The organism is Streptomyces pyxinicus (assembly GCF_024753135.1).
GTDB lineage: Bacteria > Actinomycetota > Actinomycetes > Streptomycetales > Streptomycetaceae > Streptomyces > Streptomyces pyxinicus.
The window spans coordinates 190,353-215,725 of the sequence record NZ_JANUGP010000008.1 but is presented as its reverse complement, the minus strand read 5'-3'; the positions used below and the strand labels follow the sequence as shown (position 1 = coordinate 215,725).

Here is a 25,373-nt window from a genome sequence, read left to right as displayed (position 1 = left end):
CCCCCCGCAGAAAGCGAGGCGCAGGTTTGTCCGCTTCCACCTCCGCAGCGACCGGCAGGCCCGGCACTGTCCGGCGTCACCCCGCGAGGAAAAGGTTCGAACTCGGCCGCAGAACACGGAAGCTGGTCCTGGCCGTGCACGTCGTGACCTCGGTCGGCTGGGTGGGACTCTCGCTGTCCATGGCGGTCCTGGCCGTCATGGGGTACACCACACGGGACGCCGCCATCGCCAAGGGCGTCTACTACGCGATGTACGTCTTCGACGACACCAGCGTGACGGTCTTCAGCGTCACCGCCGCGGTCACCGGGATCCTGCTCTCCTGCGGCACCAAGTGGGGCCTGCTGCTGCACTGGTGGATCGTCGTCAAGTGGGTCATCACCCTGTTCATGACCGTCTTCGCGTGGTTCGTGATCCACCCGGTCGTGATGGCGGCCAGCGAGCGGACGGCCGGGGCCGACGGCAGCCCCCCGGAGCCGGGCGCGGCCGGGGACTTCCTGCTCTGGAGCGTGCCCCTGCTGTTCGTCCTGCTCACTGTCGCCGCCGTCGTTTCCGTGTACAAGCCCTGGGGACGCACGGCCCGCGGGCGCCGCGCTCGCCCAGCGGGCGGACGCGGCTGACGGGCGGTCAGCGCACCTGTGGCCTGGTGGCCCGCGCGGTGTCGAACGCGGCGCACCAGGCCGTCAGACTCGGGGCCCGCAACAGCTCGGTGCCGATGAGCAGGCCGGTGAAGCCCTCGCCCAGCAGGCGGGCCGCCATCGCCGGAGAGGTGATGCCGCTCGCGCTGACCGGGTGGCGGGTTCCGGTGCCGCGCACCGCCGGCAGCAGAGCCCTGCCACGTGCCGGATCGGCCGGAAGACGCTCACGGGTGGCGATGTCCTTGTTGTTGACCGCGACCACGCACTCCGGTCCACGCACCACCCGCGTCACCTCCGCCGCGTCGGCGACCTCCACGAAGGGCGTCAGCCCCAGTGCCAGGGCACGGTCGGTCAGCCGAGCCAGGATTGAGGCCGGCAGCAGCCGCGCGGTCAGCAGGACGGCGGACGCGCCCAGCTCACGGGTCCGCTCCAACTGGCGCGCGTTGGTGACGAAATCCTTGCGCAGCAGCGGCAGCGAGGTCCGGGAGGCGACCTCGCCCAGCAAGTTCTCGGTGCCGCCGAACCAGCGCCCGGTGACCACCGAGAGACACGGTGCTCCCGCCGTCTCGAACCGTGCGACCGTCTCGGCCACACTCCTGCCGCCCAGCAGGTCCCGGCCGTCGGCGTCCCGCAGCTTGACCTCCATGACAAGAGGCCGGGCGGCGGCCGTCAGCGCTTCGGTGAAAGGGGTGTTCACACAGTCCTCCAGGCGTCCACGACCGCTCGCGCTCGGTCGGCTCGCAGGAACCCGTCGGCGGCGCGTGCCGCCGAGTCGACATCTATGCCGAGGAAGCGTGGGTGCGCTCGCGCACGGGTGAACTCGTTCGCGTTGCCGGCGTGCAGACCCCCCGCCAGCAGGAACGGCAGGCCGATCCGGTCGGCGAGCGCGGTCACCGCAGGGTCTGCCAGAGGCTCGGCGGTACTGCCGAGGCGGCCGTCGGCGGTGACCGCGTCCATCAGGAAGTAGTCGGTGCCGGCTCGTTCGTAGGCATCGGTCAGCCGCTCCTCCAGGCACACGCCGGCGCGCAGGTGGAGCACCTTGACGATCTCCAAGCCCGGCGGCCCGTCCCGGCGCAGCGCGCGCACCACGCTTGGTGGCTGGAAGCCGTGCAGCTGCACGCACGGCACGCGGGACGCCGCCACCGCCGCCAGCAGCGCCCTGGTGTCGGAGGAGAACGTGACCACCATCGGCCGGAGCCGGCCACCCGTCAGGGCCACTGCGGCGAGAGCGGCGAGCCGGGCGGCGGGCAGGTCCGCACGGCCGCCCGGCACACCATGCCACAGGCCGACGAGATCGGCCCCGGCCGCCGCCATCGCCACGATCTCGTTCTCCGTCGTGGCCCCGCAGAACTTGACGATCACCGCTCGGCCGTCAGGGGTGCGGCCTCTCCGGCGAGCGAGCCCTCGGTGAACCTGGTGCCGTCCGCGCTGAAAAGGCGCGGATGGACGGTCTTCAGCTCCCCGATCACCCGCTCGTAGGGCAGGTCGTCGAACTCCCCGTGAGACCGCAGGAACTCCATGTGCCGACGGCCCTGGAGGTCGAAGGGGTGGTGCAAACTGTCCGCCGTGCCGTCGAAGTCCAGCGGCGCCAACCCGTACAGTCGGCACAGCGCCTTGTTGAACACGGGTGTCGCCCGCACCCAGCGGCCGTCCAGACGGACCGAGGTGAGGCAGTGCATGTGGAAGACGTCGCCGCCGATCAGCCGCTTGAGCCGCTCGGAGGCCAGGTGGTTGCGTACGTCTCCGAGAACCAGCCGGGCCGGAACACCGAGCGACCGCAGGCCGGCCGCGTACAGCACCGACTTGTGCAGGCACATGCCGGAACCGGTCCGCGCCACCGAACTGGCCCGCAGGCCGGCCCGGGACAGGTCCGCCCCGTACACCTCGTACCGGACACGGTCGCGTACCGCGTAGTAGAGCGCGACCGCCTGGGCGCGCGGGCTGGTGGCCGAGGCGGGCAGGGCGTCGGCGACGAAGTCGCGGACCTCGGGCGACGCGTGGTCGAGGAAGGCGGTGGCGCGCAGCACGCCGCCGTCCCCGTGGAGCTGGGTCGTCACGTGGGAGTCTCTCCGTCGAGGGTCGGAAGGCCGGCCCCGCTCGGCCGGTCACAGGCCGAGCAGGGCCGCGATGCGGTTGCGCTGGATCTCGGAGGTGCCCGAGTAGAGGGTGGAACCGACCGCGTCGCGCAGCCCGGCCTCGACGCCGTACTCGGCCAGGTATCCGCTGCCGCCGAAGACCTGCACGGCGGCCAGGGCCGAGGCGACGTTCGCCTCGCTGGTGACGAGCTTGGCCATGGCGATGTCCCGGGTCACGTTCGCGCCCGCCGCCAGCCGCTCCGCGGTGCCGTACAGCCAGTGGCGGGCGGTCTCCACCCCGATTTCCATGTCCACGATCCGGTGCGAGACGGCCTGGTTGGCCCCGATGGGCCGGCCGAACTGCTCGCGGGTCCGCGCGTACGCCACACAGCGGGTGACGCGGTGGCGCATCTCGCCCGCGTTGATGACGAAGGAGCAGAGGATCTCCCGCCGCATCACGTGGTCGAGCACCAGGAAACCGCCGCCGAGCGGCCCGACGACGTGGGACGCGGGCACCCGGCAGTCGTCGAGGAACAGTTCGCCCAGGGGCGAGGTGCGCAGCCCCAGCTTGGCGACGGGCGTACCGACCCGAAGCCCCGGTGTATCGCGCTCCACCAGGAACGCGGTCACCCCGAGCGGGCCGGGCCCGTCGCCGGTCCGGGCGTACACCGTGAACAGGTCGGCGACCGGCCCGTTGCTGACGAACGCCTTGCTGCCGTTCAGCACGTAGTGGTCGCCGTCCCGCACTGCCCTGGTCCGCATGGCCAGAGCGTCCGAACCACTGTCCGGCTCGCTGATGGCGTGGGCGCCGATCCACTCGCCCGAGCAGATCAGCGGCAGATACCGCTCCTTCAGGTCCGGCGAGCCGAAGTGCTGCAACGGCACCCCGGTGCTCACCATGTGGGTGCAGGCCGAGAAGCTCAGCCCGCCGTCCCGGCAGCCCTCGCCGAGCCCCTCCAGGACGTACATGGTGGTCAGCAGCGACTGCCCGAGGCCGCCCCATCGCTCCGCGAACGGCAGCCCGAAGATGCCGGTCCCGGCCAGTGTCCGCCAGTTCTCGTACGAGAACGAGGCGGACGCGTCCCGGGCGACATGACCGGTGTTGAGCTTCTCCAGCCAGGGTGCGAGGCCTTCGCGCAGCGCCCGCTGTTCCGCGGTCCACTCGATCATCAGTAGTGGGAGTAGCCGGACGAGTCGAGGTCGTGGCGTTCGTCGCCGCGCAGGGCGGGGGTGAAGACGCACACCAGGCGCAGGTCCTCCTCCGGGTGCGCGACGAGCCAGTGCGCGTCGTGCCGGTCGAGCGAGTACAGCGTGCCGGGCGTGATCGGGTGGACGGTGCCCGCGGTGTCGATCACCTCGCCGCTGCCCGCTATGCAGTAGCAGGTCTCCAGGTGGTTGCGGTACTCCAGCCGGGACTTGGTGCCCGCCCGGACGATGGTGTCGGTGACCGTGTAGCCGACACCATCGCCCCGGGTGAGGAAACGGCGGCTCAGGCCGTTGCCCCAGTCGACACTGGTGACCTCCTGGAGCTTACGGACGATCATGGGTTTCGATCCCTTCTTCCGGTCGGCCGGTGCGGGTACGGACCGGCGCGCGCAGTCCCTGTACGAAGGAGTGCAGTTCTTTGACGGGGTCGCGTCCCAGCAGCCCGGCCCGTTCGATGCGGGCCACCCCTGCGCTGCCGACCACGGCGGCGTCGGCGCCGAGCGCCTCCACCCGAGCGATGTCGTCGGCCGTCCTGATGCCGAAGCCGACGGCCAGGGGCGCCGACGCGGTGGAACGCAGGGTGCCGAGGACCGCCCCGAGCCGGTCCCGGTCCAGGGCCGCCGCTGTGCCACTGCGGCCGTAGTGCGCGACCAGATACACATATGCCGAGGCGAGGTCCGCCGCCTCGGCCACGGCGTCGGGGCCGGAGACGGCATAGCAGGTCGTGACGAGCGGGAGCTCCGCGCGGCGCACGGCCTCGTAGTGGGCCGCGCGCAGGCGGGGCGGCACCCCGTGCAGTAGCAGCCCGTCGCAGCCAGCGTCACGGACGGCGGCGGCGAAGTCGGCGGGGGCGGTGCCCCGGACGGTGTGGCTCCAGTCGGTGAGCAGCGCGATCCGCAGCCGGCGCAGCCCCGGGCGCACGGACGACACGGCGTCCAGCACCCTCCGGAACGTGGCGCCGCCAGCCAGCGCCCGGCGGGCGGAGGCCCGGACGACAGGGCCGTCGGTGGCCGAGCCGGGGAACGGGACGGCCAGTTCGAGGCAGTCGACCTGGCTCTCGTCGAGCATGGCGGCAAGGTCGGGCAGCGTGGCCAGCGGCGGGTCACCGGCGTTGAGGAACACCGCGATGCCTGGCCGGCCGGGCCCGCGGTGGGCGAAGAACTCACACATGGGCAGCCGCCGACGACCGCATCCGGCACAGCAGGCCGACTGCCCGGCCGTCCTGGATCACCGCACGAGCCGCGTCCAGCGCGGCCCCCCAGTCGCCGGTGAGCCGGCCGGCCACCGCCAGTGCGGCGGCGTTCAGGGCCACGGTCTCCGCCGCGACCGGCGCGCCACGCCCGGACAGCACCTCATGGAAATGCGCGACGGGGTGGGTGGGCCGCGGCCGCAGTTCGTCCGGCGAGCCCGGACGCAGCCCGAGCCGGGACGGATCGAGCACGAACTCGTCCTCCCACGTGCCCTCGCAGGTGTACACCCGGTTCGGCACGAAGCTCACCAGTTCGTCGGCACCCGCGTCGTTGGTGCACAGCCAGACCGAGCGGACACCGCCCCGCGCCAGATGCCCGCCGGCATGCCGCAGCCCGGTCACCAGCCGCGCGTCCGCGACGCCGGTGAGCTGCGCCTGGGCCGGCATTCGCGCCAGAAAGGGGCCGAACGCGTTGACGAAACCGCCGAGCTGCCTGATGTCCAGCGGTTGCACGTGACGCGCCAGTAGGCCCAGTTCGGGCGGGTAGACGAAGGCGCCGGCGAAAGCGATGCCGTACTCCTCCAGGGACGCGCGCGTCTCGTCATACGACGTGGTCAGCGGAACCCCGAGCAGCTCCAGCAGGTCGACCGAGCCGAGCCCGCCCGTATAAGCGCGCGAGCCGGTCTTCACGACCCGGACGCCCATCGCGGCGGCTACCAGCGCGGCGGCCGTCGAGATGTTGAAAGTGCGTGGGCCCCCGCCGGTCCCGACGATGTTGACCGCCGCACCCACCTCGTCGGGCACCTCGGCCGGCCGGTGCCCGGACAGTGAGTCCAGGAAGCCGGTCAGAGTGGTGCGGTCGGGGACCCGGGTGGCCAGGGAGGCGAGCAGGGCCACCGACTCTCCCTTCCGCAGGCCGCCCTCGCGCAGCCGGTCCCAGAACGAGCGCCAGACCGGCGCTTCCACGGGCCGCTCCCGCCGGAGCAGCGTGGTGACGGCTTCGTGCACGGCTACGCGCCTTTCGTCCGCCGGTACGACGCGCGCGTGACGAACGCGTCGATGGCCGCCACCGTGTGGAACGACTCCGGCCGCAGTTCGACCGTGTCGGTGTCGATCCCGTACCGGTCCTCGATCCAGGCGATCACCTTGAGCAGCCCCAGACTGTCGATCACCCCGTTCGCCAGCAGGTCGTAGTCGGCGTCCAGTTCCGCCGGAGAGACGTCCGGCAGGAATTCCTCGACCACGAACTCCTTGATGGCCTGGGCGTAAGGCATGTCAGCTCTCCTCGGTGAAGTGGACGTGTCCGGCGCGCTCCCGGTCGACCTTGCCGGTGGCGGTCCGGGGCAGCGGCTCGTCGGTGATCAGCAGGGCCGCGGGGATCGCGGCCCGGGACAGGCGCTGCGCCAGATGGCCGCGCAGTGAAAGGCTGTTGAGCCGGGAGCCGGGGCGGCGACGCGCCACGGCGCGCAGCGTGTGCCCGGCCGCCGGGTCCGGCACCGCCCGTACGGCGGCCTCGGTGACGTCCGGGTGCGCCAGCAGCAGGTGCTCGACCTCCTGCGGATTGACCCGGACGCCGAGGATCTTGACCTGGAAGTCGGTGCGCCCGACGAGGGTGAGCGTGCCGTCGGGCGAGCGTCGCACCAGGTCGCCGCTGCGGAACCAGCGGCGGTCGTCCGCTCCCTCGGGATGCGGCACGAACGCGCCGGAGGCGGCGGCCGCGCCGAGGTAGCCCTCGCTCTGGAAGGGCGTGGAAACGTACAGTTCACCGCTGCCCGGGCCGTCCAGCACCCGGCCCTCCGCGTCGACGAGCAGGGCCTCCACACCGGGCAGCGGCTGCCCGAGCGGGAGCGGGCGCGCCGGGTCCGGGGTGCCGCGCAGTTCGTACAGGAAGCTGTCGTTGGTCTCGGTGCAACCGTAGACGTTGTACAGCCGGGCGTGAGGCAGCAGGCCCGGCAGCGCGGCCACGACCGGTACGGGCATGGTGTCCCCGGTGAAGACGGCGTGCCGGACGGACGGGAGCGTACGGCCCCCGGCGCGGGCGGCGTCGGCCAGCAGTCGGTAGAACATCGGGACCGACTGCACCACCTCGGGCCGCTCCCGCTCGACGAGGGCGAGGAGGCGGCCTCCGTCGGTGACGCGTTCCGCGTCGACCAGGACGACCCGTCCGCCCCGAGCGAGGGTCGTCCACACGTCCAGCAGGCACACGTCGAAGTTGAGCGGTGCGTAGTTGAGTACGGTCGTGCCGGGACCGATACCGAAGGCGCCGGCCGCCCAGGTCACGAACTGGTCCAGCGCGGTGCTGGACAAGGGCACGATCTTGGGCAGCCCGGTGGACCCGGAGGTGGTGAGCAGCAACGCGTTCCCGCTGAGGTCCACGGTGGGGGAGCGGCGGGCCGCCGGCGGACGCCCCGGAGCGAGCACATGACCCACCCCCGCCTGCTCGTACAGTCGCTCCGTGACGTCCGCACCCAGCGCCGGCGACGGCAGCAGCAAGGGGCGCCTGGCCAGCAGGCAGCCCAGGATCAGGGCGATGGTGCCGGGTGACTTGACCGCGGGCAGGGCAGCCGGCGCTCCAGCCGGCAGTGCGGCCATCCGGTCCCGTTCCCGTTCCGCCCGGGCGAGCAGCGCCCCGTAGCCGACCGAGTGCCCCCGCCAGACCAGGGCGGTCGCCTCTGGCGTCCGCCGGGCCTGGTCCACGAAACTCTTGACGAGCGGACGCGGCGGCCCCGCGATGGTGGTGCCCTCCACGATGCCTCCTTCCGATGCGCGTCCGGCCACTGGTCCGGCGAACGCGGTCCCCCTCATGGTGAGTTCGGCATCTGGAGCCTCGTTGGAGCCTGACTCGGCGGGTGGCGGGCACCGAGCGCACGCAAGACGGTGGCCGGCCCGCCCCGGTGCGAGGGGCGGGCCGGCCACCGTCGACGCGTCGGGCGGTGGATCAGCCGTCGAGGAGTTCGGCGAACGCCAGGACGAGGTCGCGCACTGGCGGCCCGGCGGGCCACCAGGTGCCGGATCGATCCCGGTACGGGTGCCAGCGGCCGTCGCGTCCGTACCGCAGTTGCAGGTCCCGGCCGGGCAGCGTCAGGCAGTTGTCGCGGGCGACGGCGACGGGTGGCTCGTCGTCGTCCCAGCCGGCCGAGAGCGCCGCGCGGGCCCGGGCCATCTCGGCCCCCTCGGGCTGCCACACCTCTTCGAGCACCTCAAGACCGGCGGCTCCGCCCCACCGCCATGCCTCGACCGCCCGGTCCAGCTCGTCCCGCCGGTCGCAGCCGTCTCGCAGCCGCGCGGGCACCCTGGGGTCGGGGTGGGTGGCGGCGATCCGCACCGTGTCCTGCCACCGGTCGAGCGGCCGGGGCGGCTCGTCGCCCGATCCGAGGACGTAGGCGAGGAGTTCCCGGGCACGTACGGCGGCGTCGGTGACCAGCCGATCCAGCGGGTCCGCCGCGATGCCGGTGACCGGCTCGGCGCTGTCGTCCGGCGGCTCGGGCAGCGGCGGGAGTGTCGGGAGAGGGGCGGGCGGCCGGGCGTACGCGTCGTCGGCGGGGGTCCCGGCGGCAGCCGGACCGCCCACCGGCCCCGTTCCCTCGACACCGGCGGGGGTCGCCTGCCCGCCGGTGTCCTCCTCGTCCGGGCCGTGGTCGTCCTCGGCGCCGTCGGTCATGGCGCGCAGCAGGAGGACGGACTTCAGCTCCTCCAGCGCCGTCGGCCAGTCCCGGCCCCGTACCAGCAGCAGCAGTCGCGGTTCCTCGTCGAGCAGCCAGGAGAACTGGTAGCCCAGCGCGACCGCGTGCGCGCACGGATGGTCCGGTTCGTCACACCCGCAATCCGGCTCCAACTCGCCGTAGCCCGGCAGCAATCCCAGCCGGGCGTCCTCAGCCGCTTCCAGGAGATCCGGCGGCAGCTCCCCGGCGAGCAGCGCCTCGGTCTCCGCCGGGCGGTCCGCGGTCCGCTCCCAGAGGGTGTCCCACTGCTCGTCGTCCAGCTCGGGAAGCCCGAGGACCACCGCGTACGGCTCGTCGGCGCCGTCGTACACCTTCGCGGCGACGCGTCCCGGGCCGACGGTGAGGGAGCCGAGGCGGCCCGAGCGGGCGACGACCCGCCCCTGCTTCAGGACCTCTTCGTCGGGCCAGCCGTCCTCCAGCGACTCCGTCCAGGCCCGGCTCCACCAGGACTGTCCGCGCACCCGGCCGCCCCTGCGGGCCGGGAAGGCGGCGAACCCCCGGGCCCGGTCGTCGTGTCCGCCGCTCATTCCGCGCTCCTCAGCTCGACCAGGTTCGCCAACTCGTCGTTCCCGAGACGGCTCAGCGCTTGCTCGCCACTGCCGACGACCGCGTCGGCCAGTTCCCGCTTGGCCTCCATCAGCGCCGCGATCCGGTCCTCGACCGTGCCTTCCGCGATCATCCGGTGTACCTGCACCGGCCGCGTCTGGCCGATGCGGTAGGCCCGGTCGGTGGCCTGTGCCTCGACGGCCGGGTTCCACCAGCGGTCGTAGTGCACGACGTGGTCGGCGCGGGTGAGGTTGAGGCCCGTGCCGGCCGCCTTCAGCGACAGCAGGAAGACGGGCACCTCGCCGTCCTGGAAGCGGCGGACCATCTCCTCACGGCGGGGCAACGGGGTCCCGCCGTGCAGCAGTTGGGCCGGGACGCCCCGGTCGCTGAGGTGCCGCTCCAGCAGTCGCGCCATCGCGACGTACTGGGTGAAGACCAGTACCGCGCCGTCCTCCGCCAGGATCGTGTCCAGCAGCTCGTCCAGCAGGGCCAGTTTGCCGGAGCGGCCGACCAGCTTCGGCTCCTCCTCCTTGAGGAACTGCGCGGGATGGTTGCAAATCTGTTTCAGACCGGTGAGCAGCTTGAGCACCAGACCGCTGCGGGCGATCCCCTCGGTCGACCGGATCTCCGCCATGACGGCACGCACCTGCTGCTCGTAGAGGGCGGTCTGCTCGGGCGTCAACGGGACCGGCCGGTCCGTCTCGGTCTTCGGTGGCAGTTCCGGCGCCACGCCCGGGTCGGACTTGCGGCGGCGCAGCAGGAACGGCCGGACGAGACCGGCGAGCCGTGCGGCGGTGGCGCCAGGGCCCTCACCGGCGCCGGCGGCGGATCGCTCGGCCTCGATCGGAGTGATCCACCGGCGCCGGAAGCGGCCGTAGGTGCCGAGCAGACCCGGCGTGGTCCAGTCGAGCAGGGCCCACAGCTCGGAAAGGCTGTTCTCCACGGGGGTGCCGGTGAGCGCGACCCGCGCGTCCGCGGGGATCAGCCGCAGCGCCCTGGCGGTGGCGGACGACGCGTTCTTCACGTGCTGGGCCTCGTCGGCGACGACCATGCTCCAGCGGTGGCCGCCGAGCAGTCCGGCGTCCAGGCGCATCGTGCCGTAGGTGGTCAGCACGAACCCGTCGGCCACGCCCTCGACGGTTCGCCCGGCGCCGTGGAAGCGGTGTACGGCGGTGCCGGGGGCGAACCTGCGGATCTCCCGCTCCCAGTTGCCGAGCAGCGACGCCGGGCACACCACTAGGGTGGGGCCGCGGCTGCCCTCGTGCTCCTGGCGGAACAGGTGGAGCGCGATGAGCTGGACCGTCTTGCCGAGACCCATGTCGTCGGCGAGGCAGCCGCCGAGGCCGAGCGAGGTCATCCGCGCGAGCCAGGCGAGCCCGCGCGACTGGTAGTCGCGCAGGGTCGCGGCAAGCGCGGCCGGCCGCGCGACGGGCGCGCCGGCGGCGGTGTCGGCCAGCAGTGCGCGCAGGGCGCTCAGCCAGGGGCCGTCGGCGACGGCGATCTGCTCACCGCCGATCTCCGCGTACCCGGTGAGGGCCACAGCGAGTGCCTCCACGGCGGTGAGCGGGGGCAGCACGCGATCCCGGGCCCGGCGGGCGAGTTCGGGCCCGGCGAACGCCCAGCCGCCGCGCACCGGTACCACCGGCCGTCCCGCGCCGGCGACGGCCGCCGTCTCCTCCTCGGTCAGTGGATCCCCGTCGAGGCAGAGCTGCCAGCGCAGGTCGACGGTGCCGGCACCGCCGAGGAAGTCGCGCATGTCGGCCGGCGCGGTGCGGTCCGTACCCACCACGGCCCGCGCGGTCAGCCGCCGGTTCGCCTCCGGCCAGCGCACGTCGACGCCGTGCGCCCGCAGCCGGGCCGCCGCGCCGCCCAGCAACCGGCTCAACTCCTCGTCGGTGAGGTCGAGTCGGCGGGGCACCGGCAGCAGCCGGGCGAGCGGTTCCCATACGGCGGCGGCACGGCGCACGGCGCGGACGGTGTCGGCCTGGGCGGCCGGTCCCAGGACGTGCGGAGCGCCGTCGAAGAGGTCGGCGGCGGTCAGTTCCACGGTCGGGTCGGCGAGATCGGACACCAGGGGCACGAGCCGGACGACCGGTGCGCCGTCCGCGCCGTCGGCCGCTCGCACGGACAGCGAGACCCGTATGCCGGTGTCGACGCCGACCGCGATCTCCTCCGCCCAGGTACGCAGTTGCGGTACGTGCTGGGGCGCGGTGGCGGCGAACGCGGCCCGGCCGGTGGCCGCCTCGGCGGCGGCGGTGCGCGGCAGGGTGTCCGCGACGGCGTCCAGGAAGGCGCGCACCGTCCGGTCCGCGGGCGGCAGCAGATCGGTCCCGGGGACGGGCACGGCCAGGGCCTCGGGCGGCGCGGCGGCGGCCAGCTCGCGCAGCCGCAGCACGTCCTCGGGGTCGAACGGGCCGACCCGCCAGGTGTCGTAACCGCCGGCGGACACGCCGGGAAGGAGGCGTTCGCGGGCGGCCAGCTGGAGCGCCAGCGCGGCGGCGGCGCCCCAGAAGGCAGCCGCCGGGTGCACCGCGTCGGCGCCGTTCTCGCTCCCGGCGCCGCCGTACTCGCGCCGGGCCGTGATCAGGACGGGCAGCGCGTCGCCGACGGACAGCCACAGGACAGGGACCGGGCGCCGCCCCCGGGCCGTGATGAGCCCGGCCTCCGCCGTGGCGGCGCCGGCCAGGGCGGGCGGCTCCCCGCCCGCCGCGTCCCAGAAGGCCATCCGTCCCGTACGGGCCGGTTCACCCGGCTCGAACGCGACCGCATACCGCGCCATCCGTCCGGCATGCTCACGCGCAATCCACACCATGGGCTCCGCTTTCCACTGTTTCCGCTCCTGCCGATGATCCGGTACTTCCACATCGCGGCGTCGCCGCACACCCGTCCTTCCACCCTCCGCCCGGCGTCGCTCGGCCCAGCCGTCTTCCACGGTCGTTCGAGTGCCGCCTGGGACGGTGACCGTGCTTCCTGGTGTCCCACAGAAGGAACTCTCCGTGATCACACTAATCAACCGGTTCGAAGTCACCGGCTCCACAGCGGAGTTCGAGCGCGCCTTCGCCGCCACCTCGGCGTTCTTCGCCAGCCGGCCGGGCTTCGTCCGCCACCGCCTGCTGCGCCACCTGGACCGACCCGGCCACTACGTCAACGTGGCCGACTGGGAGGACGAGACGTCCTTCCACCAGGCCCTGCGGCAAAAGGAGTTCGCCGCCCACCGCGCCGCGTTGCGCGCCTTGAGCGACAGCGACCCGGAGCTGTACACCCCGCTCCTGGAACGGGTGTCCTCCTGAGCGTCCGGACAGCCCGGGGAGGGGCGGCGCACGCTGCGCCGCCCCTCCCCGTCGGTACGCCGAACCGGTCACACGGGCCGTACCCCCAGGTCGTGCCCGAACACCTGGCCCGGGTCCCAGACGGACTTGATCCGACGGAGTCGCGCGTAGTTGTCCTTGTAATACAGGTGGTGCCAGGGCACCCCCGACGTGTTCCACGAGGGATCCGCCATGTCGAGGTCCGGGTAGTTGATGTAGCAGCCGTCGGCTCCGTCCCGCCCCGGCACCGGTACGCCGCCGGTCGTGGCGAACACGTCCCGGTACATGCGCCGCAGCCAGCCGATGTTCTCGGCGTCGGCCTTCGGGTCCTGCCAGGTGTTCATGAAGATGACGTTCACCACCGCGTCCCGGTGCGCGGTGGCGGTGTCCGACGACGGCACGGTGTTGATCCGGCCGCCGTACGACTGGAGCGACACGCTGGCCGCCTCGCTGCTGTGGTCGGCGCTGTCGAGGTGGGTGAACAGGGTGTCGATCTGCCGGCCCGTCAGGGAACGCCGCAGATAGGCCGACTTGATCTTCTGACGGCCCTTCTCGGTGTCCTGGGACTCGGCGAGCTGGGTCGTGGCGGTCAACCAGGGGAGCCGGGCGGTCCCGGGGACGTACGGCGTGACGCCGACGCCCTCCGTCACGGCCGCCACGTAGCGTTGCAGTAGCCGCTCGGCGTTCGGCAGGCCGGCGTCGACATGAGTGAAGCTGACGGCGCTCTGGCCGGACTCTCGCTCCCTCAGCCGGCTCAGCAGCACCAGTCCGCCGTACAGCCCGGCGTACGGGGATCCGGGGCCGCTGTGGCGTTCGTGCCAGCGGCCGAAGTTGCCGACCAGCCGACGCATGGCCGCCCGGGTCATGCCCTCGCGCGGGTAGATCACCGCACTGGAGAGGATCTCGGCGGGCGGACGCGGAAGCAGTGTGGCGGGGTCGTCGCCGACGGCACCGGGGGAGCGGAACCAGTAGCGGGTGACCACGCCGAAGTTGCCCCCGCCACCGCCCGTGTGCGCCCACCACAGGTCGCGGTGGGGGTCCCCCGGCTCACGGGTGGCGACCACGGCACGGGCCCGGCCCGCGGCATCGGCGACGACGACCTCGACGGCGTACACATGGTCGGCGGCGACACCGAAGCGCCGGGACAGCGCCCCGTACCCGCCGCCCGCCACGTGGCCGCCGATGCCCACGGTGGCACTGGCCCCGCCGGGCAGCGTCACCCCCCAGGCGTCGTGGAGCCTGCGGTACACGTCCATCAGGCGGGCACCGGACTCGACCATGACGGCACGCATCCGCGGGTCGTACGCGACGGCGTTCATCTCGCCCAGGTCGATCACGAGGCGTACGGCCGGGTCACCCACGAAGTTCTCGTAGCAGTGGCCGCCGCTGCGCACCGCGACCCGCCGACCGGAGCGGGCGGCCTCGCCGACGGCACGGACCACCTCCTCGGTGGTCGTGGCCACGCGGAATGCCTTCGGGCGCGCCGTGAACCGCTTGTTGCGGCCGCGGGTGGCGAGTTCCTCGTAACGGGGGTCGCCCGGGGTGATGTCGGTGGAGCCGGATGTACCACCTGGCCCGGGACGGGCGCGGGTCCGGGCCGCCGCGGCCGGGGCAGCGCTCATCCCCGTGCCGAGGAGCCCGGCGGCCCCGACGGTGAACGTGCCGGCGACGAAGTGCCGGCGGCTTGAGGTGGTCATCGTGCCCCTTCTCGATGGGTCCTGCCGCACGGTGTGCTGGTCGTCGCCACGGTCAGGCCGCCTCCTGGGCCGCCAGGGCCCGGTTGACGGCGTCCAGGTAGGCGTGTGGGGTCCCGGCGCCGTCGACGATCCCGTCGAGCGTCACCTCGTAGTCGCGCTCGATGCGTCCGGTGGTCTGGAGCATGGCCAGCGAGTCGTAGCCGAGGTCGGTGAAAGGGGTGTCCAGGACGTCGCCGTCCAGGTCGACGCCTTCCTCCTGTCCGGCGCACTCGCGCAGCAGGGCCGTCAGTTCGCTCAGGTCGAGATGTTTCATCACACTGTCTCTCCGCGTGCCGGGCACGCTCGTCGGGAAGGCCGGTCAGTCCGCGCGGCTCACCACGGCGGCCGCGTTGAAGCCACCCTGGCCCCGGGCCAGTACCAGGGCGGTGCGCAGGCGCACACCACGGCGCGGGGCGCCGGTCACCAGGTCGATGGGGCAGTCGTCGGCCGGGCGTCTCGTGCCGGTGGTCGGCGGGATCACCTGGTCCCGCAAGGCGAGCAACGCCGCGGCCAGGTCCAGTGAGGCCCCGCCCGCCAGGAGCCGGCCCGCCATGGACTTGGGCGCCGTGACCGGCACTCCGAAGCGGCCGAACAGACCGGCGATCGCCGCGGCCTCCGCCCGGTCCGCGGCACGATCACCCGCCGCGTCCGCGAAGACCACGTCGATGTCGTGCCGTGTCACGCCGGCGTCGGCCAGCGCGAGCCGAGCCGCGTCGGCCAGGTGCGCGGAGCCGTCGGCGTCGAACGTCGCCGCGCAGCCCGCGATCGATCCGTAGACCGCGGCGCCGCGCTCCCGGGCTGCCTCCGCTTCCTCCAGCACGAACAGCGCTCCACCTTCGCCCACCACATGGCCACGGGCCCCGGCGTCGAACGGCAGGAACGCCACAGCCGGGTCGTCCGCCGTGCTCAGCCGGCCGTCCGCCAGATGGGCCGCCCACCCCCAGGGGCACAATGCCGAATCGACACCCCCGGTGATCATGAGCGGGGTGCCCCGGCGGATCTGCCGCCGGGCCTGCGCGACCGCGTCGAGGCCGCCCGCCTGCTCGGAGACGACGGCACCGCTGGGACCCCGCAGGCCGTGCCGGATGGAGATCTGGCCAGTGTTGACGGCGTAGAACCAGGCGAAGGACTGGTAGGCGCTGACATAACGGCTGCCCCGGCTCCACAGCGCCTGCAGTTCGCGCTGCCCGAACTCGAAGCCGCCCGCCGAACTGGCGGTGACCACCCCGGCGCCGTAGTCGGGCAGCCCGGCCGGGTCGACCCCGGCGTCGTCGAGGGCCTCCCGGGCGACGGCCAGGGACAGCCGGGTCACTCGGTCGGTCTGCGGCAGCAACCGGCTGGACACGTGGTCGGCGGCCACGAAGCCGGGGACCTCGCCGGCCAGCCGCACCGGATAGCCGGAAGCGTCGAACCGGGTGATGGGGCCGATGCCACTCTCCCCGCGCAGTACCGCCGCCCACCAGGCCGCGGTACCGAAGCCGTTGGGCGCGGCGACGCCGATCCCGGTGACGACAGCGGTGCCGGGGCGGGTGGCGGGCGACGGGGACGGAGCACACACCGGTGAGGTCGTCGTCACGCCGCCTCCGCGAGCCGGGGGCGGGTCAGGACGATGGCGCTCTGGAAGCCGCCGAAGCCGCTGCCGACGCTGAGCACGGTGTCGGTGCGCTGCTCGCGGGCGGTGTTCGGGGTGTAGTCCAGATCGCACTCCGGATCGGGCTCGTGCAGGTTGGCCGTCGGCGGCACTGTGTGGTGGGTGATGGCCAGGGCGCTGGCGGCCACCTCCAGCGAGCCGATCGCGCCCAGTGAGTGGCCGATCATCGACTTGATGGAGCTGACCGGGACGTCGTGGGCGTGGCTGCCGAGGCTGCGCTTCAAGGCGGCCGTCTCGTGCCGGTCGTTCTGCCGGGTGCCCGAACCATGCGCGTTGACGTAACCCACGGCGGTCCGGTCGAGCCGCGCCTCGTCGAGAGCCGCCCGGATCGCCTCGGCCATCTCGCGGCCGTCGGTTCGTAGTCCGGTCATGTGATAGGCGTTGCTGCGGCTGGCGAAGCCGGAGATCTCGGCGTACACCGGTGCGCCTCGGCGGCGCGCCCGTTCGAACTCCTCCAGGACCAGGACCGCCGAACCCTCGCCCAGGACGAAGCCGTTGCGGGTCCGGTCGAAGGGCCGTGACGCGGTTGCCGGGTCATCGTTGCGCGGGCTGGTCGCCTTGATCGCGTCGAAGCACGCGACCGTGATGGGCGAGATCGGCGCGTCGGTGGCCCCCGTCAGCATGACGTCGGCGCTGCCCTCACGGATCAGCTCGGCGGCATATCCGATCGCGTCCAGGCCGGAGGTGCAGCCGTTGGACACCAGGGACACCGGACCCTGGGCTCCGGCGGCCCGGGCCACCTCGGCCGCCAGCGAGCTGGGCACGAAGTAGTCGTAGAGGTGGGGCACGGCCCGGTCGTGGTCGACGGCCCAGTCCCGGCCGCTGTTGCTGACGACGGCGTACTCGGTGTCCAGACCGGTGGTGCAGCCGACCGCGCTGCCCAGGCTCACCCCGGTGCGGGACGGATCCAGCGTGTCCTGGACTCCGCTGTCCGCGAGGGCCTCGCGAGCGGCGACGAGGGCGAACTGAGCGGCCCGGTCCAGCCGTTCGGCTTCCGCCGGGTCGAACCCGTGCTCGGCGGGGTCGAAGTCGGCCTCGGCGGCGATGCGGGAGCGGTACGGTGCCGCATCGAACAGGGTGATCTCCCGGGTGGCCGTCCGGCCCGCCGTGAGCAACTCCCAGAACGCCTTGGCGCCTACGCCGCCCGGGGCGACCACGCCCATGCCGGTAATCACGACCCGTTTCATCGGATTCCTCACAGTCCTGAGCCTCGCTTGCGTCCTCGGGTACCGAGCCTCACCCAAGAAGCTGGAGCCTCACTCGATTCCCGTCCGCCGATGACAGGAGCGCCGCGTTCGGCGGCGGACGCGGCGGTGACCGCGTCCGCTGACGGGGAGCAGGGACGCGGCCACCGGCGTTTCACCACGGGGAGCCGGCGTGGAGCCGGCCCCCGGTGGGACCCAGGGGTGGGACGGGCCGTCGGCGGCGAGGGCCGACGGGGGCTCAGTGACTGAGCCGGGCGAAGCGGCGCAGGGCCAGCGGGAAGAACAGGGCGAAGAGGGCCACCGGCCAGAGCACGGCCGCCAAGACGTGCCCGGACTCGCCGCCGACGCTGCCGAACAGGTCCCGCACCGCCGTCGCGGTCTGGGACATGGGGTTCCACTGCACCACAGTGCCCAGCCAGTCCGGCATGGACTCGGGGCTCGCGATGGCGTTGGACAGGAAGCCCACCGGCCACACGAGAATCTGCACGGCCTGCACCAGCTCCGGTTTCCCGGCCAGCAGAGCCAGGTAGATACCGATCCACAGCATGGCGAACCGGAACAGCAGCAGGAGGCCCACAGCGCCGAGGAACCCGCCTGCCGACGTGTGCGCCCGCCAGCCGATCGCATACCCCACACCGATCATCACGGCGAGACTCACCGCGGACTGCAGCATGTCCGCCGCCGAACGGCCCACCAGCACAGCGCCGTTGGTCATCGGCATGGAGCGGAACCTGTCGATCACGCCTTTGTTGAGGTCCTGCGTGACCGCGATGACCGTGCTCTCCAGGCCGAAGGCCATGGTCAGCGCCAGGATTCCGGGCACCAGGTAGTCGATGTAGTCGCCGCCGACGTTCCGGCCGCCACCGATCAGGTAGCCGAACATCAGAAGGATCATCACGGGGAAGACCACGCCGACGGCCACCTGCACCGGCTGCCGGCCCCAGTGGGCGAGTTCCCGGCGGGTCATGGTCCAGGAGTCGCTCAGTGCGAAGGCGACACCGCCACCGCTCTCACGCGTACTCGTCGTGCTCACCGCGCTCACACCGCCTCCCTGGCCCGGGCCGCGTCTTGTTCCGAGGCCTCTTCGGAACGTCCTGTCAACCGCAGGAACACCTCGTCCAGGGTCGGCCTGCGCACCGCGATGTCCTCTGCCTCGATGCCGGCCGACTCCAGTGCCCGGACCACCTGGGTGAGCGCGCCCATACGATCGGCCACGGGCGCGCTGAACCGCCGGCGGTCGGCGTCCACCGTGACGTCGTCCGCGGCGAGCGGCACCAGGGCCACCGCGGCGGCCAGCTGGGACGCGTCGCGCAGGACGACGTCGATGCGGTCGCCGCCGGTACGGGCCTTCAGCTCGTCGGCGGTGCCGTCGGCGATGACCCGCCCCCGGTCGACCACCGAGATCTGGTCGGCGAGCTGGTCGGCCTCCTCCAGGTACTGGGTGGTCAGCAGCACCGTGGTGCCACCGCCGACCAGCGAGTGCACCGAGGACCAGACCTCGGTGCGGCTGCGCGGGTCCAGCCCGGTGGTCGGTTCGTCGAGGAAGAGCACCTCCGGCTCGATGATCAGCGAGGCGGCGAGGTCGAGCCGTCGCCGCATGCCGCCGCTGTACCGCTTGACCTGCTTGTCGCCGGTGTCGGTGAGGCCGAACCGCGCCAGCAGCTCGTCGGCGCGGGCACGGGCCCGCCGGGCACCGAGGTGGAAGAGCCGGCCGAACATCTCCAGGTTCTGCCGGCCGCCGAGCTCCTCGTCGAGCGCGGCGTGCTGGCCGAGCAGTCCGATCCGGGTGCGCACCCGGTCGGCCTGTGTCAGCACGTCGTACCCGGCGACCGACACGCGGCCCGAGTCCGGCCGCAGCAGTGTGGTCAGCACGCGGACCGTCGTCGATTTGCCCGCGCCGTTCGGGCCGAGGAGGGCGTGCACCGTGCCGCTTCCCACCCGCAGGTCCAGGCCGTCCAGCGCGACCTTGTCCCCGTATCGCTTCCGTACGCCCTCGACGTCGATCACGTCGGCCATGCGTCTCCTCCGGTCCGCGTAGTCAAGGTTGACTACTGTTCGCCGAGGCAAGTTAACGCCTGCGGGATGAATTAGTCAAACTTGACTACACGAGCCCGCGTACGGACGTACCGCCCGGGCGACCGATGACAGGACTCAGAGTTCGTCCCCCGGATGTCGCTCCCCGGTCCCGTACGGGTTCCGCTCGCCCTCCGCAAGCACCGCGCGCACCCCTGAGAACGGCTCGCCCTCACCGGCAAAGGTGTACGCGCCGCCCTCCAGACGACGAATCAGCCCGTCGGTCCACTCGGCACCCGCGTCCGCCGAGTGGACCCACATGTTCATGATCTCGCCGATGTGCCCGAGCCGGTCCGGTCCCTCTGCCGGCGTGTAGTACTCGGTGACGGCCTTGCGCCACTCCTGAATGGTCCGCACCCGGTCGCGCAGCATCTCCAGCACCTCCGCACGCTCCAGGTCGACGATGAAGCCGAGCGCGGCGGCGAGTGCGTCAGGCTTCTGGTCGTACGCGGTCAGCGAGTCCCGCAGCAGCCGGAAGTACTCCTCCGTGCCCTTCGCCGTCATCTCGTACTCGGTCCGGGGCGGTCCGCCGGCCGTGGACGGGGCGGTCTCGTGCGCGTGCAGCAGCCCCTGTTTCGCCAGCTGTTTCAGGGCGTGGTAGATCGACCCCGGCTTGGCGTTGGACCACTCGTGGGCGCCCCAGTACTCCAGGTCGTTGCGTACCTGATAGCCGTGGGCCCGCCCATGCCGGCGCACGGCGCCCAGGACGAGGAGACGGATGGCTGACATGCGCTCCACACTACGTTCTCGTAAGGCGACCGGAGCGGGGCGGCCAGGGCTTCGGCCGGCCCGCGGACGGGCGGTCAGGCGGTGGGCAGCCACTCCGGCCGCTGAGAGCCCCGGGGCACCAGGATCTGCCGGTAGCCGCCAGGGGTGTCCGACATCCGCACCTGGTCCGTGATGCCCTGGTAGTGGCCGAGCGGGGTGTCGGCCGTGAACAGCTCGGGGTCCGGGTAGGCGTGCGGCCCGCCCGTGCCCGCCGTCCGCCGCGCGTAGTCCTGGTCGAAGACGCCCATGGAGAGGATCCACAGGGCGACCCGGGACAGCGAGACGTGGACGCGGTAGCTGCCGCCGTGCACGGCCCGGCGGCGCAGCGCCTCGGCGATGCCGGCCGTCAGGAACCAGGAGACGAGGTAGTCGTTGACGACGGTGATGGGCGGCAGCGCCGGCCGGTCGCCGTCGCCCTCCAGGTGCAGCAGGCCGGTGAGGGCCCCGGCGGTCTGGTCGAAGCCCAGGTAGTCCCGCCACGGTCCGGTCCGCCCGTTCAGCGACACCGTGGCGTGGACCAGGCCCGGACGGCGCTCGATCGCCTCCGCCTCGCCCAGGCCGATACGGTCCAGGAAGCCGGGCCGCCGGTTGGCGTAGAAGACGTCCGCCTCGGACTGGAGCCGGTGGACGCGGGCCAGTCCCTCCGTCGTGTACGGACTCACCGTGGCCGAACGCACGCCCACACCCGTGGTGTTGTAGGTGACGTCGTGCTCCAGCTCGTTCGGCCGCCACAGGTTCAGCACGTCCGCCCCGTGCAGCGCCAGGGCCCGGCCGCAGCCGGCGCCGGCGATGATGTGGCCCATGCCCAGCGCGCGTACGCCGTCGAAGGGGGCCGTCGGGCCGGCCGGCAGCGGCTCGGGCTCGCTGTCGCCGATGCGGGTGATCTCCACCAACGGCAGCCCGGAGAGCACCTGCCGGTACTGCTCCTCGTCCAGGATCTCGCTCGGCGTGCGCACCATCGGCATCACGCACCCCGCCTCGGCCCCGGCCCGCTCCAGCTCCCGCGCGTCCCACTTCGCGACGGCGGCCTCGACGTCCTCGGGAACCTCACCGACCCCGAGCAGCCTCTGCGCGGCGATCTTGATGTTGGGGTAGATGTTGAACGGCATCATCCAACGGCCGTCCGCGCTGCGGTAGAAGTTGTTGGTGAACGCCGTGTTGATGATCGACGGCGTGCCGCCGGGATAGCCGTTCAGGAGTTCCCACTTGCGCTCGTAGAACGGGCACAGGCGGTGCGGGCCCTTGCGCAGGTCCATGTGGATGTCCTGGCCGCGCCCGGTCCGGTCCCGCCACAGCGCCGCCACGGCCGCCGACTTGGCGACCAGCGCGATCCCGGAGGCGGCACCCAGGCGCAGCGTGCTCGGTACGACCGGATCGGCGCCCTCGAAGGTGACGCGGCCGCCGGTGTCGCCCGGCTGGAGGCCGATGTCCCGCAGGACGTGCTCGGTCTCGGCGTGGACGTCGAACGCGTCGTCGGTGGCCGGCGCGGCGATCGCCTTCCTGATCTTCTCGGTGAGGGTCTTCTCGGTGCGGTCCATGGTTGCTTCGCTTCTCGTCTCCGTCGGAAGGGGCGTGGTCAGGCGCGGGCGCCGTCGGTGGCCGTGGCCGTGTCGTCCGGCGTCTCGCGCAGGGCGCGCATCAGCGTGATCTGGGCGCGGTCGCGTTCGGCGGCGAGGTCCCCGACGCTCGCGCCGCCGAAGGCGTCGTCCGCCTGCTCGGTGAGGGTGGCGACGGTGGCGTCGTCGAAGGACGGACGGCCCAGGGCGGGCCACATGTCGCGCTCCATGCCACGGCCCAGGTGCTCGATGAACTGGGGCAGCCCGCCGGGCCCGCCGCCGAGGTGGAAGGTGCGGAACGGACCGGCGACCGCCCAGCGCAGCCCGATGGAGGAGGTGACGATCTCGTCCAGCTCCTGCTCGGTCACGACCCCCTGCGCGACGAGGTACACGCACTCGCGGAACATCGCGGACTGGAGGCGGTTGGCGACGAAACCGGGCATCTCCTTGCGCAGGACCTGCGGCTTCTTGCCGAGCGCGGTGTAGAAGTCCCGGGCCCTTTCGACTGTCTCCTCGGAGGTCTTCTCACCCGGCACGACCTCCACCAGCGGCACCAGATGCGGCGGGTTGAAGGGGTGGCCCACCACGAGGCGTTCGGGCCGGCGCAGCGCGGCGGCGATGGCGGTGGCCGGGATGCTGGAGGTCGAGGTGGCCAGCAGCGCGTGCGCCGGGGCCGCGTCCTCGACGGTCCGCCAGATCTCCCGCTTCAGCTCAAGGCGCTCGGGGCCGTTCTCCTGGACGACGTCCACCCCGGCCACGGCGGTGGCGAGGTCGGCCTCGAAGGAGAGCCCGGCTGCCAGGTTCCCGGTGGGCAGGCCCAGGTCGGCCAGTGCCGGGGCGATCTCGTCGAGGCCCGCGCGGACGAGGTCCTCGATGTCCTCGCGGGGGTCGTTGACGACCACCTCGACACCGCGGGCGAGGAGGAGACCGGCCCACGAGACGCCGATCACGCCGCCGCCGATGATCGCGGCACGCCGGTAGGGGGCCAGGGTGGGAGTGGGGGTGTGGTTCATGCTTGCGCGGCTTTCTCGGAGGGGGCGGCTCGCGGCTCAGGCGGCGAGGTAGTCGTAGACCGGCTCGACCGGATCGAGGGTCAGGTCGGTGACGATGTGGCTGGCGCGGACGATCTCGCGCACCGGCAGGTCGGCGAGCGGCGCCATGGCGTGGGCGAACAGCTCCAGGCGGGCCGGTCCGGTGAAGGCGCTCTTGACGGTGACGTCCGTGATCCGGGTGCGCACCAGCTCGCAGATGCGCGGGGTGCCGTCGTAGTGCGGGACCGTCTTGATCATGAAGTTGGGTGAGCGGATCTCCGCGCGGGCCTCGTCCGGGTCCAGCGCGTGGTGCTTGTAACCCATGGTGGCGGTGGCCACGCGCAGGGTGCCGTAGTCGAGCGTGCCGACCAACGTGTCGGAGTCCACGTAGAGCGCGGGGGAGCCGCCCTTCTTCGGGTACGCGCTGTACTCCCGGCCGCTGGAGATCGCCGGCACGCTGTCCACGTACATGGCGAGGTTGAACTCGCCCCGCACACCCTCGTGTTCCACGGCGATGAGCTGGCCGGCCTCGGTGTAGTCGCCCAGGCCCGTGGTGTCGGGCATCCGCATCACCTCGAAGCGGACGACCGGGTCGGTGACCGTCAGCGGCTCGGGCACCAGGCGGCGCAGGACTTCGAGGTCGGAGCGGTAGTGGATGTTGAGGTACTCGCGGTCGGTGAAGCGGTACCGGGTGGGTGCGTAGGCCGGGGAGTCCACCGGGGTGGTGAAGAGCCGGGCGACATCCTGCTTGTGCATGAGGGCCTCCTGGGACCTCTCCCGTATCGGGTGTTCTGAGGGCGGGGCGTGTCTCGCGCTGCTCGCGGGAACACCCTGGAAACCAGTGGACACCTCCCGGCTCAGGTCTGTCCAATATATGATCAGGTCATGACTGATATGCTTGAGGATATTGCGCTGACGAAGCGGCTTCTGGAGCAGTTTCTGGTGGTCGCCGACGAACGGCATTTCGGCCGCGCGGCCGAACGCCTGGGCATGAGCCAGCCGCCGCTCAGCCAGTCCATCCAGCGCCTGGAGCGCGGGCTGGGGGTACGGCTGTTCGAGCGCGGTTCCGGCGGTGTCACGCCGACCGCGGCGGGCGAGGCCTTCACCGTGGACGCGCGGCGCCTGCTCGACGCGCAGTCCGCCGCCATCGAACGCGTCCGGCGGGTGGCCGCCGGCCTGGAGGGCGACGTCCGGGTGGGATACGTGAGCATCCTCAGCCACCACTACCTGCCCGGCCTCCTGCGGGCGACGGCGAAGGAGCTGCCCGGTCTCCGCGTCCGCCTGCACCAGGGCGCGCCCACGACCCTCACCGAGATGATCCGTTCCGGCACGCTCGACCTGGCGTTCCTGCGGGACCCGTCCTCCCTGACGTCCGACCTCGTCAGCCGGGACTTCGCGGTGGAGCGCATCGCGGCGGCGCTGCCGTACGACCATCCGCTGGCCGCGTCCGCCGGGATCGCCCTGGCCGACCTGCGCGAGGAGGACTTCGTCCTCCCGGACGCGACCGCGTTGCCCGTCCTCGCCCACCAGGTCCAACTGGCCTGCCGCGAAGCGGGGTTCACCCCCCGCGCGCGTGCCGTCTCCGACGACCTCACCGGCCTGTTCAGCTACGTCGCGTCCGGCCTCTGCGTCAGCCTGCTGCCCGAACGCCTCCGTGACTTCCACGCCCCCGAGGTCGCCTTCGTCCCCCTGCGCGAGACCTCGCCCTACCTGGAGACCGCGCTCTCCGCCGTCCACCGCCCGGACGCCGACGCGGCCGTACTCCGCCTGCTGGAACTGATCACCCGCCGCACGACGCCGTGACGTCCACGATCTGGGGTGACCTTTGTCCACGTGAACGTCGTTCACTACAGTGCGGGTCATGGGTTCCACGTCAACCGCGGGCAGAGGCCGTCCCGCCCGCATCGATCAGGCCGGCATCGTCGAGACCTCTCTGGCACTCCTGGACGACGTCGGGCTGGAAGCGCTCACGATGCGGCGCGTGGCCGACGGGCTCGACGTGCGGGCGGGAGCGCTCTACCGCCACTTCGCGACCAAGCAGGACCTGCTCACGGCGATGGCCGAGCGGATGCTGGCGCCCATCGCGAAGCCCCCGGCGGACGCCCCCTGGACCGAGCAGATCAAGGCGCTCGCCCGGATGATGCGCCAGGCCCTCCTCGCCCACCGTGACGGCGCGAAGGTCTTCGGTGGCACGCACTCCACCGGACCCCACACGCTGGCCTTCGCCGAGTCCGTCCTCGGTGTCCTGCGCACGGCCGGCTTCCGCGACGAGGACGCGGCCCGGGTGTTCCTGACCGTGGTCAACTTCGTCCTCGGACACACCCTGGAGGAACAGGCGGCCGCAGCGGACGACGCCGTCGAGACCGAGGGACTACGGCGCCTGCGTGACGCCGTACTGACCGGCGGCCACCCGCACCTCGCGGCCACCATGCGGGTGCTGACCGACCCCGACTTCGAAGCGCACTTCGAGTTCGGACTGCGACTCCTCGTCGAGGGCTGTGCCGCACGTGAACGCTCGTCCGGCGGCGGTGACCGTCGCGTCGGCGAGTGAAAGGCGCGGGGAGCCGGTTCACCCCTCGGGACTGACCGGATACGCCTTCGCGCGGTACGCGGCAAGGCCCTCGCCGGCGGTCTGCCGTCCACGCCGTGGACGAGCAGCGGGTTCGTCGTCT

At 72.6% G+C, this 25,373-nt stretch carries 25 protein-coding genes; 4 read left to right on the top strand and 21 right to left on the bottom strand.

Annotated features, from left to right (window positions below; all coding sequences use genetic code 11):
- The first annotated feature begins 134 nt into the window (after window positions 1-134).
- Window positions 135-617 (top strand): DUF2269 domain-containing protein, encoded by a 483-nt coding sequence (locus tag NX794_RS13780; protein ID WP_258778780.1) that lies wholly within the window; start codon window positions 135-137, stop codon window positions 615-617.
- A gap of 7 nt (window positions 618-624) precedes the next feature.
- Here NX794_RS13780 and NX794_RS13775 read toward each other — a convergent pair whose 3' ends face one another.
- The 11 genes from NX794_RS13775 to NX794_RS13725 all read right to left on the bottom strand — a co-directional run bounded on the left by NX794_RS13775 (window position 625) and on the right by NX794_RS13725 (window position 12,152).
- The gene (locus tag NX794_RS13775) at window positions 625-1,332 is read right to left on the bottom strand and encodes a beta/alpha barrel domain-containing protein (protein ID WP_258778779.1); all 708 of its coding nucleotides are present in this window, start codon (window positions 1,330-1,332) and stop codon (window positions 625-627) included.
- Window positions 1,329-1,997 (bottom strand): phosphoribosylanthranilate isomerase, encoded by a 669-nt coding sequence (gene trpF / locus NX794_RS13770; protein ID WP_258778778.1) that lies wholly within the window; start codon window positions 1,995-1,997, stop codon window positions 1,329-1,331. Before trpF ends, NX794_RS13775 begins: the two co-directional genes overlap by 4 nt.
- Window positions 1,994-2,692 (bottom strand): transglutaminase-like domain-containing protein, encoded by a 699-nt coding sequence (locus NX794_RS13765; protein ID WP_258778777.1) that lies wholly within the window; start codon window positions 2,690-2,692, stop codon window positions 1,994-1,996. Before NX794_RS13765 ends, trpF begins: the two co-directional genes overlap by 4 nt.
- A gap of 48 nt (window positions 2,693-2,740) precedes the next feature.
- Window positions 2,741-3,880, bottom strand: coding sequence for an acyl-CoA dehydrogenase family protein (locus tag NX794_RS13760; protein WP_258778776.1), 1,140 nt, complete (start codon window positions 3,878-3,880; stop codon window positions 2,741-2,743).
- On the bottom strand, window positions 3,880-4,254 hold the full coding sequence (locus tag NX794_RS13755) for an ectoine synthase (RefSeq protein WP_258778775.1): 375 nt from the start codon (window positions 4,252-4,254) through the stop codon (window positions 3,880-3,882). The genes NX794_RS13760 and NX794_RS13755 overlap by 1 nt, the downstream gene beginning before the upstream one ends.
- Window positions 4,241-5,086 (bottom strand): tryptophan synthase subunit alpha, encoded by an 846-nt coding sequence (trpA, locus tag NX794_RS13750; RefSeq protein ID WP_258778774.1) that lies wholly within the window; start codon window positions 5,084-5,086, stop codon window positions 4,241-4,243. Before trpA ends, NX794_RS13755 begins: the two co-directional genes overlap by 14 nt.
- Entirely contained in the window at window positions 5,079-6,113 is a 1,035-nt protein-coding gene (locus NX794_RS13745; protein ID WP_258778773.1) for an anthranilate phosphoribosyltransferase, read from the bottom strand. Before NX794_RS13745 ends, trpA begins: the two co-directional genes overlap by 8 nt.
- Before the next feature lie 2 nt (window positions 6,114-6,115).
- Window positions 6,116-6,379, bottom strand: a complete 264-nt coding sequence (locus NX794_RS13740) for an acyl carrier protein (RefSeq protein ID WP_258778772.1) — start codon at window positions 6,377-6,379, stop codon at window positions 6,116-6,118.
- A gap of 1 nt (window position 6,380) precedes the next feature.
- Window positions 6,381-7,853, bottom strand: a complete 1,473-nt coding sequence (locus NX794_RS13735) for an AMP-binding protein (RefSeq protein WP_309505991.1) — start codon at window positions 7,851-7,853, stop codon at window positions 6,381-6,383.
- Between the two features lie 190 nt (window positions 7,854-8,043).
- Window positions 8,044-9,354: an SWIM zinc finger family protein gene (locus NX794_RS13730; RefSeq protein ID WP_258778771.1), complete on the bottom strand. Its 1,311-nt coding sequence runs from the start codon at window positions 9,352-9,354 to the stop codon at window positions 8,044-8,046.
- Window positions 9,351-12,152 (bottom strand): DEAD/DEAH box helicase, encoded by a 2,802-nt coding sequence (locus NX794_RS13725; protein WP_258778770.1) that lies wholly within the window; start codon window positions 12,150-12,152, stop codon window positions 9,351-9,353. Before NX794_RS13725 ends, NX794_RS13730 begins: the two co-directional genes overlap by 4 nt.
- A gap of 217 nt (window positions 12,153-12,369) precedes the next feature.
- Here NX794_RS13725 and NX794_RS13720 point away from each other — a divergent pair, with 217 nt between their 5' ends.
- Window positions 12,370-12,663 carry an antibiotic biosynthesis monooxygenase family protein gene (locus tag NX794_RS13720; RefSeq protein WP_258778769.1) on the top strand — a complete coding sequence of 98 codons (294 nt, stop codon included), beginning with the start codon at window positions 12,370-12,372 and terminating at the stop codon, window positions 12,661-12,663.
- Window positions 12,664-12,731: 68 nt separating this feature from the next.
- On the opposite strand, the gene NX794_RS13715 is transcribed toward NX794_RS13720, so the two are convergent.
- The 10 genes from NX794_RS13715 to NX794_RS13670 form a co-directional block, all read right to left on the bottom strand.
- Window positions 12,732-14,378, bottom strand: coding sequence for an FAD-binding oxidoreductase (locus NX794_RS13715; protein ID WP_258778768.1), 1,647 nt, complete (start codon window positions 14,376-14,378; stop codon window positions 12,732-12,734).
- A 52-nt stretch (window positions 14,379-14,430) separates the two neighbouring features.
- Entirely contained in the window at window positions 14,431-14,691 is a 261-nt protein-coding gene (locus tag NX794_RS13710) for an acyl carrier protein (RefSeq protein WP_258778767.1), read from the bottom strand.
- A 45-nt stretch (window positions 14,692-14,736) separates the two neighbouring features.
- Window positions 14,737-15,993, bottom strand: a complete 1,257-nt coding sequence (locus tag NX794_RS13705; protein WP_428985898.1) for a beta-ketoacyl synthase N-terminal-like domain-containing protein — start codon at window positions 15,991-15,993, stop codon at window positions 14,737-14,739.
- Window positions 15,990-17,255 (bottom strand): beta-ketoacyl-[acyl-carrier-protein] synthase family protein, encoded by a 1,266-nt coding sequence (locus NX794_RS13700; RefSeq protein WP_258778766.1) that lies wholly within the window; start codon window positions 17,253-17,255, stop codon window positions 15,990-15,992. The genes NX794_RS13705 and NX794_RS13700 overlap by 4 nt, the downstream gene beginning before the upstream one ends.
- Window positions 17,256-17,511: 256 nt before the next feature.
- Entirely contained in the window at window positions 17,512-18,240 is a 729-nt protein-coding gene (locus NX794_RS13695) for an ABC transporter permease (protein ID WP_258778851.1), read from the bottom strand.
- A 71-nt stretch (window positions 18,241-18,311) separates the two neighbouring features.
- Window positions 18,312-19,289, bottom strand: coding sequence for an ATP-binding cassette domain-containing protein (locus NX794_RS13690; RefSeq protein ID WP_258778765.1), 978 nt, complete (start codon window positions 19,287-19,289; stop codon window positions 18,312-18,314).
- A 135-nt stretch (window positions 19,290-19,424) separates the two neighbouring features.
- Window positions 19,425-20,075, bottom strand: a complete 651-nt coding sequence (locus NX794_RS13685; RefSeq protein WP_258778764.1) for a PadR family transcriptional regulator — start codon at window positions 20,073-20,075, stop codon at window positions 19,425-19,427.
- Between the two features lie 74 nt (window positions 20,076-20,149).
- Window positions 20,150-21,652 (bottom strand): CoA transferase, encoded by a 1,503-nt coding sequence (locus tag NX794_RS13680; RefSeq protein ID WP_258778763.1) that lies wholly within the window; start codon window positions 21,650-21,652, stop codon window positions 20,150-20,152.
- Window positions 21,653-21,690: 38 nt separating this feature from the next.
- Window positions 21,691-22,683 (bottom strand): 3-hydroxyacyl-CoA dehydrogenase family protein, encoded by a 993-nt coding sequence (locus NX794_RS13675; RefSeq protein ID WP_258778762.1) that lies wholly within the window; start codon window positions 22,681-22,683, stop codon window positions 21,691-21,693.
- A gap of 36 nt (window positions 22,684-22,719) precedes the next feature.
- Window positions 22,720-23,457, bottom strand: a complete 738-nt coding sequence (locus tag NX794_RS13670; protein ID WP_258778761.1) for an acetoacetate decarboxylase — start codon at window positions 23,455-23,457, stop codon at window positions 22,720-22,722.
- A 129-nt stretch (window positions 23,458-23,586) separates the two neighbouring features.
- Here NX794_RS13670 and NX794_RS13665 point away from each other — a divergent pair, with 129 nt between their 5' ends.
- Together NX794_RS13665 and NX794_RS13660 are read left to right on the top strand one after the other, a co-directional pair.
- A complete protein-coding gene (locus NX794_RS13665; protein ID WP_258778760.1) occupies window positions 23,587-24,504 on the top strand; it encodes a LysR substrate-binding domain-containing protein in 918 nt (305 codons plus the stop codon).
- A gap of 58 nt (window positions 24,505-24,562) precedes the next feature.
- Window positions 24,563-25,252 carry a TetR/AcrR family transcriptional regulator gene (locus NX794_RS13660; RefSeq protein WP_258778759.1) on the top strand — a complete coding sequence of 230 codons (690 nt, stop codon included), beginning with the start codon at window positions 24,563-24,565 and terminating at the stop codon, window positions 25,250-25,252.
- Window positions 25,253-25,373: the final 121 nt, after the last annotated feature.